Raw genomic sequence first — 3,419 nt, 5'->3', positions numbered from 1 at the left:
ATATATCCCAATGGCATCGTAAAGAACATTTTGAGGCATTTCAGTCAGTTGCTCAATGTACCTATAACCAGACCGTTCAGCTGGATATTACGGCCTTTTTAAAGACCGTAAAGAAAAATAAGCACAAGTTTTATCCGGCCTTTATTCACATTCTTGCCCGCCTGATGAATGCTCATCCGGAATTTCGTATGGCAATGAAAGACGGTGAGCTGGTGATATGGGATAGTGTTCACCCTTGTTACACCGTTTTCCATGAGCAAACTGAAACGTTTTCATCGCTCTGGAGTGAATACCACGACGATTTCCGGCAGTTTCTACACATATATTCGCAAGATGTGGCGTGTTACGGTGAAAACCTGGCCTATTTCCCTAAAGGGTTTATTGAGAATATGTTTTTCGTGTCAGCCAATCCCTGGGTGAGTTTCACCAGTTTTGATTTAAACGTGGCCAATATGGACAACTTCTTCGCCCCCGTTTTCACCATGGGCAAATATTATACGCAAGGCGACAAGGTGCTGATGCCGCTGGCGATTCAGGTTCATCATGCCGTTTGTGATGGCTTCCATGTCGGCAGAATGCTTAATGAATTACAACAGTACTGCGATGAGTGGCAGGGCGGGGCGTAATTTGATATCGAGCTCGCTTGGACTCCTGTTGATAGATCCAGTAATGACCTCAGAACTCCATCTGGATTTGTTCAGAACGCTCGGTTGCCGCCGGGCGTTTTTTATTGGTGAGAATCCTTAAGCCAGCCCCGACACCCGCCAACACCCGCTGACGCGCCCTGACGGGCTTGTCTGCTCCCGGCATCCGCTTACAGACAAGCTGTGACCGTCTCCGGGAGCTGCATGTGTCAGAGGTTTTCACCGTCATCACCGAAACGCGCGAGACGAAAGGGCCTCGTGATACGCCTATTTTTATAGGTTAATGTCATGATAATAATGGTTTCTTAGACGTCAGGTGGCACTTTTCGGGGAAATGTGCGCGGAACCCCTATTTGTTTATTTTTCTAAATACATTCAAATATGTATCCGCTCATGAGACAATAACCCTGATAAATGCTTCAATAATATTGAAAAAGGAAGAGTATGAGTATTCAACATTTCCGTGTCGCCCTTATTCCCTTTTTTGCGGCATTTTGCCTTCCTGTTTTTGCTCACCCAGAAACGCTGGTGAAAGTAAAAGATGCTGAAGATCAGTTGGGTGCACGAGTGGGTTACATCGAACTGGATCTCAACAGCGGTAAGATCCTTGAGAGTTTTCGCCCCGAAGAACGTTTTCCAATGATGAGCACTTTTAAAGTTCTGCTATGTGGCGCGGTATTATCCCGTATTGACGCCGGGCAAGAGCAACTCGGTCGCCGCATACACTATTCTCAGAATGACTTGGTTGAGTACTCACCAGTCACAGAAAAGCATCTTACGGATGGCATGACAGTAAGAGAATTATGCAGTGCTGCCATAACCATGAGTGATAACACTGCGGCCAACTTACTTCTGACAACGATCGGAGGACCGAAGGAGCTAACCGCTTTTTTGCACAACATGGGGGATCATGTAACTCGCCTTGATCGTTGGGAACCGGAGCTGAATGAAGCCATACCAAACGACGAGCGTGACACCACGATGCCTGTAGCAATGGCAACAACGTTGCGCAAACTATTAACTGGCGAACTACTTACTCTAGCTTCCCGGCAACAATTAATAGACTGGATGGAGGCGGATAAAGTTGCAGGACCACTTCTGCGCTCGGCCCTTCCGGCTGGCTGGTTTATTGCTGATAAATCTGGAGCCGGTGAGCGTGGGTCTCGCGGTATCATTGCAGCACTGGGGCCAGATGGTAAGCCCTCCCGTATCGTAGTTATCTACACGACGGGGAGTCAGGCAACTATGGATGAACGAAATAGACAGATCGCTGAGATAGGTGCCTCACTGATTAAGCATTGGTAACTGTCAGACCAAGTTTACTCATATATACTTTAGATTGATTTAAAACTTCATTTTTAATTTAAAAGGATCTAGGTGAAGATCCTTTTTGATAATCTCATGACCAAAATCCCTTAACGTGAGTTTTCGTTCCACTGAGCGTCAGACCCCGTAGAAAAGATCAAAGGATCTTCTTGAGATCCTTTTTTTCTGCGCGTAATCTGCTGCTTGCAAACAAAAAAACCACCGCTACCAGCGGTGGTTTGTTTGCCGGATCAAGAGCTACCAACTCTTTTTCCGAAGGTAACTGGCTTCAGCAGAGCGCAGATACCAAATACTGTTCTTCTAGTGTAGCCGTAGTTAGGCCACCACTTCAAGAACTCTGTAGCACCGCCTACATACCTCGCTCTGCTAATCCTGTTACCAGTGGCTGCTGCCAGTGGCGATAAGTCGTGTCTTACCGGGTTGGACTCAAGACGATAGTTACCGGATAAGGCGCAGCGGTCGGGCTGAACGGGGGGTTCGTGCACACAGCCCAGCTTGGAGCGAACGACCTACACCGAACTGAGATACCTACAGCGTGAGCTATGAGAAAGCGCCACGCTTCCCGAAGGGAGAAAGGCGGACAGGTATCCGGTAAGCGGCAGGGTCGGAACAGGAGAGCGCACGAGGGAGCTTCCAGGGGGAAACGCCTGGTATCTTTATAGTCCTGTCGGGTTTCGCCACCTCTGACTTGAGCGTCGATTTTTGTGATGCTCGTCAGGGGGGCGGAGCCTATGGAAAAACGCCAGCAACGCGGCCTTTTTACGGTTCCTGGCCTTTTGCTGGCCTTTTGCTCACATGTTCTTTCCTGCGTTATCCCCTGATTCTGTGGATAACCGTATTACCGCCTTTGAGTGAGCTGATACCGCTCGCCGCAGCCGAACGACCGAGCGCAGCGAGTCAGTGAGCGAGGAAGCGGAAGAGCGCCCAATACGCAAACCGCCTCTCCCCGCGCGTTGGCCGATTCATTAATGCAGCTGGCACGACAGGTTTCCCGACTGGAAAGCGGGCAGTGAGCGCAACGCAATCCTCTAGAGGATCCAAATGAGACGTTGATCGGCACGTAAGAGGTTCCAACTTTCACCATAATGAAATAAGATCACTACCGGGCGTATTTTTTGAGTTATCGAGATTTTCAGGAGCTAAATCAACATTAAAATATGGTGCGGGAACTATGAAAAACAAACAAAAACAACCATCCATACCTCACCAAAATACCCCCGGTAACCCATCAAACACACCCCAAATCATTCTGGTGCGGAAAATGCATTGCAACTCATTGAATAAGCAGATAGAATTTCAACCGGAGTTCTAGAACACCAAAGCCGAAAGGCTGTTAAGACAGAGAAAAAAATCACTGGATATACCACCGTTGATATATCCCAATGGCATCGTAAAGAACATTTTGAGGCATTTCAGTCAGTTGCTCAATGTACCTATAACCAGACCGTT

The 3,419-nt window shown here is 48.0% G+C and carries 3 protein-coding genes; all 3 read left to right on the top strand.

What is annotated here, in order from left to right:
* Positions 1 to 2 precede the first annotated feature (2 nt).
* Complete coding sequence (gene catA, locus AC1RJ3_RS29565; protein ID WP_089591712.1) at positions 3 to 626, top strand: type A chloramphenicol O-acetyltransferase; 624 nt, start codon at positions 3 to 5, stop codon at positions 624 to 626.
* Positions 627 to 1,088: 462 nt separating this feature from the next.
* Positions 1,089 to 1,949, top strand: coding sequence for a broad-spectrum class A beta-lactamase TEM-116 (locus AC1RJ3_RS29560; RefSeq protein ID WP_000027050.1), 861 nt, complete (start codon positions 1,089 to 1,091; stop codon positions 1,947 to 1,949).
* 1,314 nt (positions 1,950 to 3,263) lie between these two features.
* The coding region (locus AC1RJ3_RS29555; protein WP_493081983.1) for a CatA-like O-acetyltransferase at positions 3,264 to 3,419 on the top strand (156 nt) is incomplete at its 3' end.

The sequence above is a fragment of the Pseudomonas sp. GW822-FHT04C11 genome, assembly GCF_058800905.1.
Note: the sequence above shows the minus strand (reverse complement) of the source record. Positions and strands in the feature narration are given on the sequence as shown.

Coding starts and splice junctions, on each gene's coding strand:
- AC1RJ3_RS29560 (WP_000027050.1), top strand. CDS start 1,089: ATGAGTATTCAACATTTCCGTGTCGCCCTTATTCCCTTTTTTGCGGCA.